Here is a 16,583-nt window from a genome sequence, read left to right as displayed (position 1 = left end):
GCCGGTTCGAGCTTACACCGCCTCGCACTTGCCCGTGTTGCCGTTACGAACGGCTGGCTTCGGTCGGTCGCCGTCTCGGTGCGAAGGTCGGCTCGCCGCGGTAGCCTCTTGGTAAGGCCGTGTTCCACCCCCTCGTCGACGCCTGGTTCACCCGCCGCTTCGGGGCCGCGACGCCCGTGCAGTCCCGCGCCTGGCCCACGATTCAGCGAGGTGAGGACTGCCTCATCGCCGCCCCCACCGGCTCGGGCAAGACGCTCGCCGCGTTCCTCGCGTGCCTCGATCGCCTCGTGCGCGCGAGCGACGAGGGGCGGCTCCCGGATCGCATCGAGGTCGTCTACGTCTCGCCGTTGAAGGCGCTGTCGAACGACGTGCAGAAGAACCTCGACGAGCCGATCGCGGAGCTCACGGCGCTCGCCGACGAGCTCGGCGTCGCGCGCCCCGCCGTACGCACGGCGGTGCGTACCGGCGACACGCCGGAGAAGGACCGGCGAAAGCTCTTCAAGAAGCCCCCGCACGTGCTGGTCACGACGCCGGAGTCGCTCTTCATCCTGCTCGGATCGGCCTCGGGTCGTCGTGCGCTCGGAGGCGTGCGGACCGTGATCGTGGACGAAATCCACGCGGTCGCCTCGGACAAGCGAGGCGCGCACCTCGCGCTCTCGATCGAGCGGCTCGAAGAGCTCGTGACGAGCGGCGGGGAGCCACGACCGCAGCGCGTGGGGCTCTCGGCGACGATGCGGCCGATCGAGGTCGCGGCGCGGATGCTCGTCGGCGCGGGGAGGCCGCTGCCGGAGATCGTCGACGCGGGCGTGCGCCGGGATCTCGACCTCGCGATCGAGGTGCCGCGCGACGAGCTCGGCGCGGTCTGCACGATCGAGCAGTGGGAAGAGCTCTACGATCGCGTGGCGGAGATGTGCCGCGCGCACAAGTCGACGCTCGTCTTCGTGAACACGCGAAGGCTCGTCGAGCGCGTCGCGCTGCATCTCGGGGAGCGGCTCGGCGAGGAAGCCGTGGCCGCGCATCACGGCAGCCTCTCGCGTTCACGGCGGCTCGCCGCGGAGCGCAGGCTCAAGGCCGGCGAGCTCAAGGTCGTGGTCGCGACGGCGTCGCTCGAGCTCGGGATCGACGTGGGCGCCGTGGAGCTCGTTTGCCTCGTGGGATCGCCGCGATCGATCGCCACGGCGCTTCAGCGGATCGGCCGCTCGGGCCACGCGCTCGCGGCGACGCCGAAGGGGAGGATGTTCCCGCTGACGCGGGATCAGCTCATCGAGTGCGCGGCGATCGTCAGGTCGGCGCGGCGTGGCGAGATCGATCGCATCGCGATGCGCGACGCGCCGCTCGACGTGCTCGCACAACAGATCGTGGCCGCCTGCGCGTCGGGGGAGCGGGGCGAGGACGAGCTCTTCGACCTCGTGCGGCGGGCGGCGCCGTACGAGAACCTCACACGCGCGGCGTTCGACGACGTCGTGCAGATGCTCGCCGAGGGCGTCTCGGCGCGGCGCGGGCGTGCGGGCGCGCTCCTTTTCCGGGACGGCGTGGGCCAGAGGCTCAAGGCGCGGCGTGGGGCGTCGATCGCGGCGCTCACGTCGGGCGGGGCGATCCCGGACAACGGCAACTACGACGTCGTGCTCGCGGACGGGACGAAGGTCGGCTCGGTCGACGAGGACTTCGCGATCGACTCTTCGGCCGGCGACGTCTTCCTCCTCGGATCCACGTCGTGGCGGATCCGCCGGATCGAGGCGGGCAAGGTGTGGGTCGAGGACGCGCCGGGCGCGCCGCCGACCGTGCCGTTCTGGTTCGGCGAGGGGCCGGCACGCACGCGCGAGCTCTCCGCGGAGGTGGGCGTTTTGCGCGAGGAGGTCGCGCGGAGGCTCTTCGACGGGCGCGAGCCGGGTGAACCCGCGCGCCTCTGGCAGACCGCGGCGTGGCTGGAGGAGACGTGCGCGCTCGATCGCGCGGGCGCGGTGCTGCTCTGCGAGTACGTGGCCGCCGCGCGATCCGCGCTCGGGGAGATGCCGTCGCAGCGCGTCGTCGTGGCCGAGCGGTTCTTCGACGAGGCGGGCGGCATGCAGCTCATCCTGCACGCGCCCTTCGGCGCCCGCATCAACCGCGCGTGGGGCCTCGCGCTGCGCAAGCGCTTCTGCCGGAGCTTCGACTTCGAGCTGCAAGCGGCGGCGACGGACGACGGCGTGCTGCTCTCGCTCGGCGCGCAGCACAGCTTCCCGCTCGAAGTGATCTTCGAGATGCTCCGGCCCGAGGGCGTCGTCGGCGTGCTCGAACAGGCCGCGCTGCAGGCGCCGATGTTCGGCACGCGCTTTCGGTGGAATGCGACGCGCGCGCTGCAGATCCTGCGTTTCTCCGGGGGACGAAAGGTACCGGCGCCGCTCGTGCGCATGCGCAGCGACGACCTCATCGCCGCCGTCTTCCCGGCGCAGCTCGGCTGCCAGGACAACCACGGGCGCGAGGCGATCCTCGAGATCCCGGACCACCCGCTCGTGCGCGAGACGATGCGCGACTGCCTGACGGAGGTGATGGATGCCGAGGGCCTCACGGAGGTGCTCGAACGGATCAAGCGCGGCGAGATCCGGATCGCCTCGCGCGAGACCGCCGAGCCGAGCGTGCTGTCCCACGAGATCCTCAACGCAAACCCGTATGCCTTCCTCGACGACGCGCCGCTCGAGGAGCGCCGCGCGCGCGCGGTCGCCGTTCGCCGAGGGTTGCCCGCGGAGATCGCGGACCGGATCGGCGGGCTCGATCCCGAGGCGATCGAGGCGATCGTCGCGGAGGCCCAGCCCGTGGTGCGCGACGCGGACGAGCTGCACGATCTCTTGCTCGATCTCACGGCGTTGCCCGAGGAGGACGCGAGCACGCTCGGATACGATCGGTTGCTCGACGGGCTCGTGCGCGCGCGGCGCGTCGCGAAGCTCGCGGGGCCGGGGATCACGGGGGCGCTTTGGGTCGCGGCCGAGCGGCGGGATCGGGCGGCTTCGATCTGGCCGGCGGGCACGTTCACGCCTGCGCTGACGCAGCCGGCGAAGGGCTCCGCGGCGGAGCCGGCCGAGGGAGAACGCGAAGTCGCCCTCGCGGGCCTCGTGCGCGGCTGGCTCGCCCTCGTCGGCCCGATCCAGGCGGCCACGCTCGCCGAGCGTCTCTCGATCGATGTCTCCGACATCGACATCGCCCTCGCGCGCGTGGAGGCGGACGGCGTGGTCTTGCGCGGGAGGTTCTCGCCGGACCTCGAACCCGGCGTGATCGAGTGGTGTGATCGGCGCCTGCTCGCGCGCATCCATCGACGCACCGTCGACGGCCTGCGCCGCGCGATCGAGCCGGCTTCCCCTGTCGAGCTCATGCGTTTCCTGCTCGCGTGGCAGGGCGTGATCCCGGGCCAGCGCGCGCACGGCGCCGCGGGGCTCGCGCGTGTGGTCGAGCAGCTCCAAGGCTTCGAGATCGCCGCGGGCGCGTGGGAGAGCGAGATCCTCCCGGCGCGCGTCGAGGCCTACGATCCCTCGTGGCTCGACCTGCTTTGCCTGTCCGGGGAAGTCGCGTGGGGGCGGCTCTCGCCGCGCGCCTCGGCCGGCGGCGCGCCCACGCGCGCGGCGCCGATCACGCTCGCGCTCCGGCGTGATCTCGCGTGGCTGCTCGCGGAGCCCTCCGAGGCCGCCGCGCAGGCGCCGCTCGGCGACGAGGGCCTTTCTCTGCCCGCGCGACGCGTGCTCGCCACGCTCGGCGCGGCGGGCGCCTCGTTCTTCGAGGACATCGTCCGCGCCACGGGCCTCGCGCGGCCCGAGGTCGAGGAGGCGCTCTGGGAGCTCGTCTCCGCCGGTCGGATCACGGGGGACGGGTTCGCGGGGCTCCGCGGCCTGCTCGGTCCTTCCACGCGCGCCCGCGCTCGTTCGAGCACCAAGCATTCCCGCGGCGCGCCCGTCCTCGCAGCGGGCCGATGGGCGCTCTTCCGCGCGCCCGCCCTCGGAGACACGCCCCCCGCGGGCGGCGTCGATCCCGCGGCGACGATCGAGGCCCACGCACGGCAACTCTTGCGACGCTGGGGCATCGTCTTCCGCGAGCTCGTCGCCCGCGAGTCCCGCGCGCCTGCGTGGCGCGACCTCGTGCGTGTCTATCGCCGTCTGGAGATGCGGGGCGAGGTCCGCGGGGGCCGGCTCGTCGCGTCGTTCGTCGGCGAGCAGTTCGCGCTGCCGGAGGCCCTCGAATCGCTGCGGGCCCTCCGCAAGGCGCCGCTGCGCGGAGACGTCGTGCGCCTCTCCGCGTGTGATCCGCTGAACCTCGTCGGGACGATCCTCCCGGGCGAGCGCGTGCCCTCGACGCTCTCGCACTTCGTCACGTACCGGGACGGCATGCCGACCGAAGAGCCGATCGAGGCCGAAAAGGTTGGTCCTGCAAAGGTACGTTCGGGCGAACGGGCGTCGGCCCGCGCGGTCTGACTACCGCGCTGCCGGCGCGACCATGAACTCGCCGAACATCTCGCGCCGCGCGACCCACGGCGTCTGCTTGCCGTTCGAGGCCGCGCGCACCCGCTCGGTCACGTAGTCGACGAGCTCGTTCACCTCGATGGCGCCGCTGCGATCTCGATCGGGCGCCTCGCCGTCGAGCGCTTCGAGCAGCGCGCTCGTGAAGAGCCCGTGCCCGCCCTGGAGGTCCTTCTGCTTCGGAGGCGGCTTGCCATCCCAGGCGAGCTCGAGCCCGCGGCTCGCCCCCCTCGCTCCGTCCGGCGGCACCTCGTAGCTGAACTGCGATCCACGTGCCGCCGAGAACACCAAGACCCCCGCGCGATCGCCCGCCGCGAGCTCCCGCGCGAGCGACTCGTTTGGCGCGACGACCTCCGTCGACAGATGCCCCGCGTGGCAGGCGTCGAGCATCATGAGCACGCGCCCCCGCGCCCCGCGGAGCGCCTGCTCGATGTGGTCCCATCCGATCCCGTGCTTCGTCGCGGCCTCGCGGGTGAACGACGCCTGGCTCGTGAGGAAGAGCATCTGCGACTCACCGAGCCGCGCGCCGTGCCCCGCGAAAAACACGACGGCGAGATCATCCGGACGCATCCCTGCGAGCCCCGCGAGCGCCTCGTCCACGCGCTGCACGGTCACCTCGTCGTCGAGCAACGTCGTCGCCACGATGCGCCCGAACGGGCCCTTCGTTCCCGCGAAGCGCGCGAGCGACGCCGCGACCGAGCGCGCGTCGTCGTCCGCAAAATCGAGCTGCTGCTCGGGCGGCATGTTGGGATATCGGCTCACGCCGATCGAGATCACGTGCAGGCTCGGCTTCTCCGCGAGGGGGGACGTCGACACGACATCGAGCTGCTCGGGGTTGCTCGCGTAGCCGGCGGCGTCGTACGCGACGAGGCTCAGGCGGTTCCTGCCCGCGTGGAGCGGCACGTCGAGCGAGACGCGGCCTTCCGCGGCGCACACGAGTCGATCGGCCGCGGGTTTGCCGTCGACGAAGACGCGCACGCGATCGACACGCGAGGGGCTCGTCGCGACCACGTCGAGCGTGAGTCGGCTCTCCGTCGTCTCGATCATCCCTCGCGGGCCCTTCGCCTCGACGCGCAACCTCGGCGGCCGCGCGATCGCGGCCGGCGCCGGCGCCTCCTCACCGCCGAGGCTCCGCTCCACGAGATCCGGCCGCTCGAAGCGGGTGGCGAAGCGCTCGAACGAAAAGCCCTCCAGGGGATCCGAGAACATCCACGCGACGCTTCGCGCTCCATCGATGCTCGATCGATAGGCGCCGGACGGCGTCGCCGACACCCACTCCCCGTTCGGCGTGGAGACGAGCGTCATGACGACCTCGCCGCGCTCCGTCACGAGGGACGTCGCGCCCCCGTTGCCGCTGAGGAGAAAGAGGTCTCGCTTCGGAGCCACGGTGATCGCGGAGATCTCGTTGTCCGCGAGCGCGAGGCGCGCCCGCGCGGCGAAGCTCGACGCGTCGAGCACCACGGGTTTGAGCCCCCCCACGGCGATCGCCCCCTTGTGCCATCGCACGGCTCCATCCGTCTCCGGCTTGTGCACGTTCCGCACACGACCCGTGCCGGCGTCGATCTCCATCAGCACGGACACGAAGTGCTGCACGCCGCCCTTGTTCGTCTCGAGCCGCCGCGTCGATACGACGACCGTCTTTCCGTCGGGCGAAAACGCGGCGTGGGAATGATCGACGTCCATCCCTCCATCCGGCCGCTTCGCGACGCCGAGCGGGATCGTCTGAAGTTTGATGGCCCAGTCGATCTTCCCCGTGTCCGTGCGCAGGGACGTGAGCGCGTCGCCGCCGCCCACGACGAGGTGCACGCCGTCCGTCGAGAGCGCGAAGAACCTCGGGTCCGACGCGAGCTTGGCGACGACGCGCCCTTGGGGCCGCGCGATCTCGCCGAAGGGGACCTTCGGTAGCGGCGGCAGCGGCCCGCGCAGATCCCACCGTTCCACGGCCACGTCGTGTGTCTCGTCGATCACCGGCACGCCGCCCGGGCCCTTCTTGCTCGCGATCTTCCGATCCGTCAGCACACGCACGGTGAGCAGCTCCTCGCTCGTCGGCAGGAACTCCGTGAAACGCACGAACGATCCGGACTGCAAGCTCCAGCGGCGGAGAGTTTGTCCACGCGCGGTCTCGCGCACGCGCACCTCGTTGCCGCCCGTCGTCGAGGCGAGCTGCTCGCCGTTTGGCGCGTACGACAGCGCGATGACCCGCCCCTGCTCGCGCTCGTTCTCGGCGATGCCGGGCTTCGGTTTGCCGGTCCGCAGATCCCAGCGCGTGAGATCGCCGTTGAACGCGCCCGTGGCGAGCTCGCTCGCGTCGGGCCGCGCGGCGACCGACTCGATGGATCGAGGCAGCCCCTCGATCGTGCGCACCGCGCGCATCGTCTGCACGTCCCGCACCTCGATGCTCGTGCCCACGCCGAGGTGGCTCCGGGCCGTCACGACCGTCGAGCCGTCGCGGCTCGCGGCGACGAGATCTCCCTGCGGCGGATCGGGCGTGGAGAGCGAGACGGCCTGCGCGTCGGGGAGGGTGAACGCCGAGGCGCGCCCGGTCATGAGATCGAGGGCCCAGAGCCGCCCGCCCGCCGCGGACGCGTCCTTGTATCGACCTGGAAGGACGCGCGGCGCGCCGCCCTTCGCGAGCGGGAACAACGTGATCGTCCCGCCTGCGCTCATCGCGACGACGACATCGGGCGTGAGCGCGACGCGCATCGGCGTGTCCGCGAGCCCGCTCGCCAGCGGGAACCGATGCGTGACCGTGTCGGTCGAGACGTCGATGACGACGAGCTCTCCGGGGTAGGCCGCCGCGATGCGCCGTCCCTCTGCGTCGTGCGTGATCGCGAGCGCGCTCGGGACCTTCGCGCCGACGGTGATCTCCTTCTTCGGACGGCCCGTCTTCGTGTCGAAGAGCGTGAGTTTGTCCGCGGCCATGGCGAGCCACGTACCGTCCGGCGAGAGCTGGAAGGCCCCGTGGAGCGGGAACGTGGTGCGCGGGCTCTTCTGCTTGTCGAGATCGACCACCTGCACGAGGAGCCCCTCGGGCGTCCCGTCCGGCGCGTAGTACGCGAGGCGCTTGCCATCGGCGCTGATCGACAGGTCCTGCACGATGTATCCGGCCGTCACGAACCTCGTGAGGAGCAGCCCGGCGCGCAGATCCCACACGCGCACCGTGCCGTCCTGCGCGCCCGACGCGAGCTTGCTGCCGTCGGTGCTCACCGCGATGCGCTGGATCGGCCGCTCGTGACCGTTCTGCAGGAGGAACGTCGGCTTGCTCGGTGCGTGATCGGCCGGAGGCGCGGGCTCCGGGCACGTGGGCAGCTCTGCGCCGGGACCCGTCTGCGCCTCCGCGATCCGAGGAGCCGCCTTCGTCTGCGCGGGCTTCCCCGGAGGTCGAGCCTGGTGCACGGGCTGCACGGTCGTGTTGCAGCCGGCTGCGACGACGAGGGACGCGGCGAGCGCGCGGAAGGCGTTGCGTATCGAGGGCCGGGCCACGGGCCCGAGGGTACTACCGGTCGCCGCGCATGAACGATTCGAAGATGTCCACGTCCCGCGGCGAGCCGAGGACGAGCGGCACGCGCTGGTGCAGCTCCGTCGGCGTGATGTCGAGGATGCGCGAGGTGCCCGTCGTCGCCTTGCCGCCGGCCGCCTCGAACACGAACGCGAACGGATTCGCCTCGTAGAGCAGCCGGAGCTTGCCCTGCTTGCTCTTGCGATCGGCCGGGTAGGCGAAGATGCCGCCCTTCATCAACGTCCGGTGCGCGTCGGCCACGAGCGAGCCGACGTAGCGCGCGCCGTACGGCCTGCCCGTCGCCTTGTCCTCTTCCTTGAGCCACGTGTTCCAGCGGCGCACCTCGTCGGTCCAGTACGCGCTGTTGCCCTCGTTGATCGAGTAGAGCGAGGCCCGCTCCGGTACGCGGATGTTCTCGTGCGAGAGGAAAAACTCACCCACCGTCGGATCGTACGTGAACCCGTGCACGCCGCCGTGGCCCGTCGTGATCACGAGCATCGTCGACGAGCCGTAGAGGATGTACCCGGCCGCCACGAGCTCGCGCCCGGGCCGCAAGAAGTCCTGCTCCGTCGCGCCCTCGCCGTCGGTCTCCTTGCGCAGGACGCCGAAGATCGTGCCGATCGAGATGTTCACATCGATGTTCGACGAGCCGTCGAGCGGGTCGAAGACGACGAGGTACTTCGCGCGCCGATCGGTCGAGGTGATCCGGATCGAGTCGAGCTCCTCGCTGGCGACCGCGGCGCAGTGCCTGCGACGCCCGAGCACGCTGAGGAGCGTCTCGTTCGCCTCCTCGTCGAGCTTCTGCACGAGCTCGCCCTGAACGTTCGTCTGCCCCGTGTACCCGAGCAGCCGCGCGAGGCCGGCGCGGCGCACCTTCGAGGTGACGAGCTTCGCGGCGAGGCCGATCTGGTTGAGGAGCGACGTGAACGTCCCGGTCGCCGCCGGGAAGCCGAGCTGTCCTTCGAGGATGAACGTTTCCAGCGTGATGCCGACGCGCGAAGGCCCTTCGGGCGGCGGGGCCCAGCTCTCTAGCCGCTTGTCCGAACTCGTGGTCATCGTGTCTCCCCTCCGGGGCCTGCCGTCTACCACGGCCCCAAGCCCGACGTCGTCCGATTCCAGAGCATCGGTGTGCGTTGCGGAACGGTCATGCACGGCCTAGCCTGCCGAACCGTGCCCGCGCGTCGGGCGAAACCCGTCAACGTTTGGGGCTTCGGGTCGCCTTCGGCACCCTGCGCCCCAAACCCCGCCGGAGACGACCATGGCTCTCACCGATCGCGTCAAGCAGATCCTCTCTTGGTACTCCTCGGACAACCCTGGTACCCAGACGAACCTCGTGCGCCTCCTGAACCACGGCGGCCTCGCAGGTACGGGCAAGCTCGTCATCCTGCCCGTGGATCAGGGCTTCGAGCACGGCCCGGTGCGGTCGTTCGCGCCGAACCTCGAGGCGAACGATCCCGACTACCACTTCCAGCTCGCCATCGACACGGGCTGCAACGCGTACGCCGCGCCGCTCGGCTTCCTCGAGGCCGGCGCCGCCAAGTTCGCGGGCCAGATCCCGCTCATCCTCAAGCTCAACAACAGCGACTCGCTCGGCAAACCCGAGCACCCGATCTCGGCCGTCACGGGCTCGGTCGAGGACGCGCTCCGCCTCGGCTGCGTCGGCATCGGCTACACGATTTATCCGGGCTCCGGCGCTCGCAACCAGATGTACGAGGATCTCCGGGAGATCACGCTCGAGGCCAAGCGCAAGGGCCTCGTCGTCATCGTCTGGTCGTACGCGCGCGGCTCGATGTCGAAGGCCGGCGAGACGGGCATCGACATCATCGCCTACGCCTCGCACATCGCGGCCGAGCTCGGCGCGCACATCGTGAAGGTCAAACCTCCGACGGCGCACATCGAGCAGGACGAAGCGCGCAAGATGTACGAGAAGTACAACATCCCGATCGCGACGCTCCCTGAACGGATCCGCCACGTCATTCAGTCGACGTTCAACGGCCGGCGCATCGTCATCTTCTCGGGCGGCGAGGCGAAGGGCGTGGACGCCGTGCTCGCCGAGGTGCGCGAGCTCGCCGAGGGCGGTTCGTTCGGCTCGATCATGGGACGCAACGCGTTTCAGCGGCCCCGCGCCGAGGGCGCCGAGCTCCTCACGAACGTCATCCGCATCTACAAAGAAGCGGCCTCCGCCGGGCGCTGAGCGCGCACGCGTTTACGCGCCGGCCTTGCCGCAGCGCGGCGACGCACCCGAGGCGGCGCGCGTCACATGGGATTTGGGGCGTAGCTCGGCTCGTCCGAGCGCAGCCCCGAGCGTCGAAGGTTTGGCGCGCGCCGTCCACCCCCGTGAAACCCACGAGACGATCGGTCGACGTTGCCTGCGTCTCGTGATTAGATGCGCGCCCCGACCCCGCGGGGTCTCGCACGCAATCGTCCAGGAGAACGCATGTCCATCAAGCTTTCCGTCGTTTCCCAGGACCCGCTTCGGACCGCCTCCGACGTCATCGTCATCGGCGTGCCTGAAGGGGCCACGACGAAGGAGGGCATCCTCGCGAAGCTCGAGGAGGCGCTCGGTCCGGTTGTCTCCGCCGCCGTCAAACGCGAGGATTTCAAGGGCAAGAAGGACCAGACGCTCGACCTGCAGAGGGGCGACGCCGGCGCGTCTCGTGTTCTCCTCATCGGCCTCGGCAAGGCGACCGTGACCGACGTCGAGGTTCGTCTGCTCGCGGCCAAGGGCGCGCGCTTCGCCCTCGGCGCCAAGGCCGAGTCGCTCACGATCGCGCTGCCCGAGGGCGTCGCGCACGCCGCGCGCGCCGCGGCCGAGGGCGCGGTGCTCGGCTCCTATCGATTCACGAAGTTCCTCACGGGCGATCGCATCCCCAAGACGAGCCTCGCTCAGGTCACGCTCACGACGACGGGCCGCGTGAGCAAGGCGGATCGTGACGGCGCGGCGCTCGGCCAGAAGGTCGGCGAGTCGGTGTGCATCGCGCGCGACCTCATCAATACGCCTCCGAACGAGCTCTACCCCGAGAAGCTCGCGAAGGCGGCCGAGGACGTCGCCAAGGCGAACGGCCTCGAGTGCAAGATCTTCGACAAGGCCCAGCTCACGAAGCGCGGCATGAAGCTCATCCTGGCCGTCGGCCAGGGCAGCGCGCGGGATCCGCGCCTCGTGCACCTCACGTACAAGCCCGCGAAGCCCGCGAAGAAGAAGCTCGTCTTCGTCGGCAAGGGCCTCACGTTCGACAGCGGCGGCCTCTGCATCAAGCCCGCGCAGGGCATGGAAGAGATGAAGGGCGACATGGGCGGCGCGGCCAACGTGGTCGCGCTCATGGCCGCCGTCGCCGCCACGAAGCCCGCGGTCGAGGTGCACGGCATCATCGGCTCGGCCGAGAACATGCCCGACGGCAACGCGTATCGGCCGGGCGACGTCTTCGGCTCGCTCGACGGCAAGACCGTCGAGATCATCAACACGGACGCCGAGGGTCGCCTCGTCCTCGCGGACTGCCTCGCGTACGCCCGCGCGCTCGAGCCCGACCTCATCCTCGACAACGCGACGCTCACCGGCGCGTGCGTGGTCGCGCTCGGCCCCACGGTCTCCGGCTACTTCGCGAACCGCGAGGAGCTCGCCGAGCAGTTCCGCAAGGCGGCGAAGGCGGCGGGCGAGTCGACGTGGCAGCTCCCGCTCGTCGAAGAGCTGCGCGAGGGCCTGAAGAGCGACTGGGCGGACATCAAGCACACCGCGGATCGCTGGGGCGGCTCGATCACGGCCGCGCTCTTCCTGCGCGAGTTCGTGGGGGATCGCCCGTGGATCCACGTGGACATCGCCGGCCCCTCGCTTGCGAACAAGCCCTACGGCATCTACCCCAAGGGCGGCACGGGCCACGGGGTCCTCACGTTCCTCCGGCTCATCGAAGAGCTCTCCTGAAACGCACGCTGTGAACCTCCGCCGCAAGCTCGCGCGGGCGATGTCCCGCGCGATCGCCGACTTCAAGATGCTCTCCGACGGCGACCGCATCCTCTGCGCGGTCTCGGGCGGCAAGGACAGCTACGCGATGCACGACCTGCTCGTGGATCTCGCGCGCCGAGCCCCCGTGCGTTTCAGCGTCGTCGCAGTGAACATCGACCAGGGGCACCCTGGCTATCCGGGGCACCTCCTGCGCGACTACATGGCCTCGCGTGGGCACGAGTTCGTGATGATCAACGAGGACACGTACTCGATCGTCACGGACAAGATCCCCGAGGGAAAGACGTACTGCTCGCTCTGCTCGCGCCTGCGCCGCGGCATCCTCTATCGGATCGCGCAGGAGATGGGCTGCACGAAGATCGCGCTCGGCCACCACCGCGACGACGCGATCACCACCTTGATGCTGAACCTCGTCTTCGCCGGTCAGCTCAAGGCGATGCCGCCGAAGCTCGTCGCGGACGACGGCAAGAACGTCGTCATCCGCCCGCTCATCTACTGCGCCGAGGACGACCTCGCCGCGTTCGCGGCCGAGGAGAAGTTCCCGATCCTGCCGTGCGACCTCTGCGGCTCGCAGGAGAACCTCCAGCGCAAGGCGATCAGCCGCCTGCTCGCCGACCTCGACGCGCGTTGCCCCGGCGCGCGCCGGAACATGCTCGCGGCGCTCGGCAACGTGCGGCCGAGCCACCTCTTCGATGCGGGCCTCTGGCAGAAGCTCGGCCTCGAAGTCGCGCGGGAGGAGGCGGGCAGCGAAGCCTCCGCCGCGCTCGCGGGCGACGACGACGACACAGCCGGCTTCGTTCCGCTGTCGAGGCTCTCCGATCGGAGTATCGTGTGAGCGCGCATGGCGGATGATCGGGACCAGCGATCGAGCGAGACCGACCGCGAAGGAGCCCTCGCGGAGCCGCTGAAGGCCGCCCCGGCCCGCGCCCTCGCGCCGCAGGCCGAGGGGCCCGTCGCTCGTCTCGTCGCCGAAATCCGCGCCGGCGACTCTCCCGGACAAACCCTGCTCGCCACCTTCGTCGCCTGGGCGACCACCGTCGCGCCCGCCGCGCTGTCGCGCTCCGCAGCACGCCCTGCCGCGTTCGTCGCCGTCGTCGGGCTCCTCGCCGGCCTCGCGGGCCCGCTCTTCCGCGGCAGCCGCCCGGCCCTGGCGCGTCACGTCGGCATCACGGCATTCCTCGCGCTCACGACGGGCGCGTGGCTCCTCGGATCCCCTGCGCTCACGCCCGCGCGGCTCGATCCTTTGCGCGCATCGGTCGGCGCGATCGCGTGGGGCGCGTTCGCGCTCTCGTGGCGCGAGCGCTGGGAGACGGGCCCTTCGAAGCCCGAGGCCCCGCGAGATCCCGACGCGCCGATCCTGCAAGCGCGCTCGACGTTGCCGCGCGGCGCGATCCCCGTCGCGACCGTCGGCATCCTCGCCGGCCTCGTTTATCTCGTCCTCGCGTGGCACGTGCGTGATGGAGATCGCGCGCTCGCGGCGCAGGCCGTCGCGGTCGCTTGTGCGGTCGCCATCAGCGCGGTCGCGGCGACGGTGGCCGTGGACCGTGGCAAGCGTTCGTCGAGATCCTCGCGCCGCATGACGCCTGCGGCCGGGAAAGCGCTCCTCATGCTCGTCGTCTTCGTGGTGGCGGGGGTCGCCGTCGTCCTGATGCGCCGGTAGTCGCCTGGCGGACGAATCCAGGTGTTCGGTGGGGCCGCGAGGCATTCTCCGCGGCATTTCCCCACGTTCGACGACGTTCCGGACCGGTCCGGCCCCACAGGCCGCGCGCGTCGAGGTATGCTCCCATCGTGTCTCGCGCGATCGACGCCTTCGCGGTGCTCCTGCTCTTCGCAGCGGCTACCGCCTTTGGGTTCGGCGTTCATGCGCTCGGCCAGCGTGACGACTTCAAGGCGGTCTACCTCCTCGTGATCGGTGGCCTCTCCTTGCGCGCGTCGACGGAGCTCTTGCGCCCGCGGGGGGGTGGATGAGCGTGCGCGCGCGCGTGCTGCGCGACGGGCTCGGGATCTCCGCGCCGCGGCTCGTGTCGCTCGTATCGCTCGTGGTTGCCGCGGCCGGGTGTGGCGGCTCCGGTGGACCTTCGGGACCACCGCCCGAGCGAGGCACGCTCGCCGCGGGGATCGTCGCGCGCGTCGGGCAGGAAGAGGTGAACGAAGGCACGGTGACGCGCATCGCGACGGCGCAAGGCGTCGATGCCGCGGCGGCGCGGGAGCTCGCGGTTCGTGACGCGCTCTTCGCGAGCGAGGCTCGGTCGCGCGGTGCGTCGAACGATCCCGATCTCGAGCGTCGGGTCAGCGCAGCGCTCGCGCGTCGACTTTTGCATCAGCTCCTCGCGGAGGCGGATCACCAGGGGCCGGTGACGGACGCGGAGCTCGCGCGGGTGATGGAGCGGCGGTGGATCGAACTCGATCGCCCGGAGGGGTTTCGCACCGTGCATGCGGTCGTGCGGTTCGCGGAGAACGCGGACGCCGCGACGAAGAGCCGCGCCGAGACCGTGGCGCGTGCGATCCGCGAGGCCGTTCTGCCGGTTTCCGCGTCGGCGCGAACGATCACGCGCCCGCAGCCGAAGCGCCCGCTCGAGGACGTGAACGATCCGGTCGTCGCCTCGTTTCGCAGCGCGGTCGACGGCGTCGACAAGGATGGCTTCGAGATCGTCGTGGAGGCGCTCGCGCCGGTCACGGCGGACGGGCGCTTGATCCGCCCCGAAGGTGGGACGCTGGTGGAGTCGTTTGCGCGTGCGGCGAGTGAGCTCGCGGCGCGTGGTGACACGAGCCCACTCGTGCCCACGTCGTATGGCGTGCACGTCCTCGTCTTGCTCGAGCGCACGCCGGCGTCGATCGTTCCCTTGGAGGAGCGACGGAGGCTCGTGCGTGACGAGGTCGTGTGGGGCCGCGCGAGTGCGGCGCGGTCGAAGCTCCTCGAAGGGCTCCGGCGTGATGTCCTCGTCGAGCGGAACGCGGAGTCGCTCCTCGCCTTGGTCCCGATCGAGCGATGAGCGAACGCACGCGATCCCGCCGTCCTCGTCCTGCGCCTCCGCCGCGTGATCAGGAGGCTTCGACCTTCACGGCGATCCTCGAGCGCCTCGTGCGGGCCTTGCCTGGCGCGAAGGGCGCGGCGCTCGTCGATGCGGAGGGGGAGACCGTCGATTATTTCGGCGTCCTCGATCCGTTCGACCTCAAAGTAGCCGCGGCGCACTGGCAGATCGTCCTCGGCGAGCTGCGCGAGACGTCGAACTTCGCGTCGCCCAAGCAGATCACGGTCCGCGCGCGCGGCCGTGGGTACATCGTGCGGCAGCTCCCGGACGGGTATGCCCTCGTCGTCGTGTTCCATCCGCTCGCGGCGTTCGCGGCCTCGGAGCGCATGCTCGAAGAGATCGAGGCGAAGCTCTACGCGGAGGCGGGTTGGTCGCGTCCGCAGGGCAGCACGAAGTGGTTCCGGGTCGACGTGGAGACGGTCCCGCCGGATCACTCGCGCCCGCGGCGGCTCCGGGCGGCGGGCGGCTGGCAGCCGATCGAGGTGATGGGGGCGATGGTTGGACTTCGCGGGCGGGAAAAAGGCTTCCGCGTGCGCTTGCCGAGCGGCGCGGAGATGCTCCTCGTGCGCGAGTGCCGGGACCGCTGGTTTGCGGACGAGCACGTCGAGGAGCTCATCTAGAGACCCGTCCGTTGGTCTTGGCCGGCGTTTTTGCGGAGAAACCCGCAGCCGGACAAGACGGACGGAAAAAAAGCACTCTGCTTGTTGACAGGAGGGACCGGCTGAGTAGAGTCCGCCTCCCCAACGCGACGGCGCTGCTGCCGCGGAGGGACTGCCGAGGGCCAACGCCCCGGTTCTTCAGCAAGAAGGAGTGAGTACGGCTCGCTCCTTCGCCCCGCGAGAGGCGGGGAAAGCGGAAGAGGCGGGACGAAAAAAAGGTGACGAGGCAGTTGACAGGCGGAACTCGATGAGTAAAGTCCGCCCCCCTCGATGCGACGGCGCGAGCCGCCGCGGAGGGGCCGCCGAGGGCCAACGCCCCGGTTCTTCAGCTCAACAGGGTGAGGTTCGCCTCGCCTCCTCGACCTCGCAAGAGGCAGAGGAAAAGCGGAAGAGACGGGACGAAAAAAAGGCAACGAGGCGGTTGACAGGCGGGACTCGATGAGTAAAGTCCGCCGCCCCGACGCAGAGGAAGCCGCGATGAGCGGCCCCGAGCGAAGGGAGAGACGGTCGAAAAAGAAATCGACCGGCTCGAAAATGAAAGGTTGACAGGGCGCCGAGAGGCAACTAGATCAACCGACCTCGCCGAGACAAACGGGTTCGCGCAAGCGGCCCGGACGGACGGCGAGGCGACAGAACGAAGGAATGGCAGGAGACTCTGCCGAAAGCCTTCGGCTCGGTCCTTGAAAACTGGATTGTACGCAACACGCAATAACGTGTGGTGACGTGGCCCTCGCCTCGAACTGCGCAAGCACGGTCGAGGCAACACGTCATGCCAATAAGGCATGAGCCGTCACCCGGTCTTTAGCCGGACCGAGGTGACCTCCAGAAAGTTTAACTGGAGAGTTTGATCCTGGCTCAGAACGAACGTTAGCGGCGCGCCTAACACATGCAAGTCGTGCGAGAAAGGGCTTCGGCCCCGGTAAAGCGGCGCACGGGTGAGTAACACGTAGGTAACCT

10 protein-coding genes and 1 rRNA gene are annotated in these 16,583 nt (G+C 70.4%); 9 read left to right on the top strand and 2 right to left on the bottom strand.

The features are described from left to right. The first annotated feature begins 119 nt into the window (after nt 1-119). Nucleotides 120-4,436 (top strand): DEAD/DEAH box helicase, encoded by a 4,317-nt coding sequence (locus QHF84_RS16745; protein WP_281314305.1) that lies wholly within the window; start codon nt 120-122, stop codon nt 4,434-4,436. On the opposite strand, the gene QHF84_RS16740 is transcribed toward QHF84_RS16745, so the two are convergent. Further along, entirely contained in the window at nt 4,437-7,964 is a 3,528-nt protein-coding gene (locus QHF84_RS16740) for a caspase family protein (protein ID WP_281314304.1), read from the bottom strand. Between the two features lie 13 nt (nt 7,965-7,977). Beyond that, complete coding sequence (fbp, locus tag QHF84_RS16735) at nt 7,978-9,036, bottom strand: class 1 fructose-bisphosphatase (protein WP_281314303.1); 1,059 nt, start codon at nt 9,034-9,036, stop codon at nt 7,978-7,980. A gap of 202 nt (nt 9,037-9,238) precedes the next feature. Here fbp and QHF84_RS16730 point away from each other — a divergent pair, with 202 nt between their 5' ends. From QHF84_RS16730 to QHF84_RS16695, 8 genes are all read left to right on the top strand, one after another. After that, the gene (locus tag QHF84_RS16730; protein WP_281314302.1) at nt 9,239-10,174 is read left to right on the top strand and encodes a class I fructose-bisphosphate aldolase; all 936 of its coding nucleotides are present in this window, start codon (nt 9,239-9,241) and stop codon (nt 10,172-10,174) included. 243 nt (nt 10,175-10,417) lie between these two features. Then, entirely contained in the window at nt 10,418-11,896 is a 1,479-nt protein-coding gene (locus QHF84_RS16725) for a leucyl aminopeptidase (RefSeq protein WP_281314301.1), read from the top strand. Between the two features lie 10 nt (nt 11,897-11,906). Next, nucleotides 11,907-12,770, top strand: coding sequence for a tRNA 2-thiocytidine(32) synthetase TtcA (gene ttcA, locus QHF84_RS16720; RefSeq protein WP_281314300.1), 864 nt, complete (start codon nt 11,907-11,909; stop codon nt 12,768-12,770). A gap of 6 nt (nt 12,771-12,776) precedes the next feature. Next, a complete protein-coding gene (locus tag QHF84_RS16715) occupies nt 12,777-13,595 on the top strand; it encodes a hypothetical protein (RefSeq protein ID WP_281314299.1) in 819 nt (272 codons plus the stop codon). Between the two features lie 128 nt (nt 13,596-13,723). Continuing rightward, complete coding sequence (locus tag QHF84_RS16710) at nt 13,724-13,903, top strand: hypothetical protein (RefSeq protein WP_272421154.1); 180 nt, start codon at nt 13,724-13,726, stop codon at nt 13,901-13,903. Continuing rightward, the gene (locus QHF84_RS16705) at nt 13,900-14,928 is read left to right on the top strand and encodes a peptidyl-prolyl cis-trans isomerase (RefSeq protein ID WP_281314298.1); all 1,029 of its coding nucleotides are present in this window, start codon (nt 13,900-13,902) and stop codon (nt 14,926-14,928) included. Before QHF84_RS16710 ends, QHF84_RS16705 begins: the two co-directional genes overlap by 4 nt. After that, nucleotides 14,925-15,587 (top strand): hypothetical protein, encoded by a 663-nt coding sequence (locus tag QHF84_RS16700; RefSeq protein WP_281314297.1) that lies wholly within the window; start codon nt 14,925-14,927, stop codon nt 15,585-15,587. Before QHF84_RS16705 ends, QHF84_RS16700 begins: the two co-directional genes overlap by 4 nt. 871 nt (nt 15,588-16,458) lie before the next feature. Next, nucleotides 16,459-16,583: ribosomal RNA gene (locus tag QHF84_RS16695) — 16S ribosomal RNA — on the top strand; the annotation flags it as partial.

Origin of the sequence: Polyangium sp. y55x31, from assembly GCF_029946505.1 — a bacterium.
Lineage (GTDB): Bacteria > Myxococcota_A > Polyangia > Polyangiales > Polyangiaceae > Polyangium.
The sequence above is the reverse complement of the archived record's forward strand: the minus strand, read 5'-3'. Positions and strand labels throughout refer to the sequence as shown.

What these genes read in the sequence shown, in the direction of transcription:
- QHF84_RS16700 (WP_281314297.1), top strand. Translation starts at nt 14,925, where the DNA reads ATGAGCGAACGCACGCGATCCCGCCGTCCTCGTCCTGCGCCTCCGCCG.
- QHF84_RS16725 (WP_281314301.1), top strand. Translation starts at nt 10,418, where the DNA reads ATGTCCATCAAGCTTTCCGTCGTTTCCCAGGACCCGCTTCGGACCGCC.
- QHF84_RS16715 (WP_281314299.1), top strand. Translation starts at nt 12,777, where the DNA reads ATGGCGGATGATCGGGACCAGCGATCGAGCGAGACCGACCGCGAAGGA.
- QHF84_RS16705 (WP_281314298.1), top strand. Translation starts at nt 13,900, where the DNA reads ATGAGCGTGCGCGCGCGCGTGCTGCGCGACGGGCTCGGGATCTCCGCG.
- QHF84_RS16730 (WP_281314302.1), top strand. Translation starts at nt 9,239, where the DNA reads ATGGCTCTCACCGATCGCGTCAAGCAGATCCTCTCTTGGTACTCCTCG.
- fbp (WP_281314303.1), bottom strand. Translation starts at nt 9,036, where the DNA reads ATGACCACGAGTTCGGACAAGCGGCTAGAGAGCTGGGCCCCGCCGCCC.